Here is a 231-nt window from a genome sequence, read left to right as displayed (position 1 = left end):
GCCGAGGGCACGGAAGCTCATCCGCCCGGCGGACTGCAGGTGCTCGGTGAGGGCTTCGTCGATGCCGTCGTGGGTCACGCCGCCGTGATACTCCGAGACGAAGAAGCCCTTGTTCACGGTCGAGTAGATGATCGTGTTGGTGTCGAGCACGCCGGCGCTGCCGCGGGTGCGCGCGAGCAGGACGCGGAGCTCCGACATCGAGCCCACCCGTACCTCCGGCACGGTGTCGCG

1 pseudogene is annotated in these 231 nt (G+C 68.8%); it reads right to left on the bottom strand.

The annotated features are described in order from the left end of the window. Nucleotides 1-231, bottom strand: a pseudogene (locus KVS71_RS19425) (Lrp/AsnC family transcriptional regulator); the annotation flags it as partial.

It is taken from the genome of Microbacterium sp. GbtcB4 (assembly GCF_019091465.1).
Classification (GTDB): Bacteria; Actinomycetota; Actinomycetes; order Actinomycetales; family Microbacteriaceae; genus Microbacterium; species Microbacterium paraoxydans.
The sequence above is the reverse complement of the archived record's forward strand: the minus strand, read 5'-3'. Positions and strand labels throughout refer to the sequence as shown.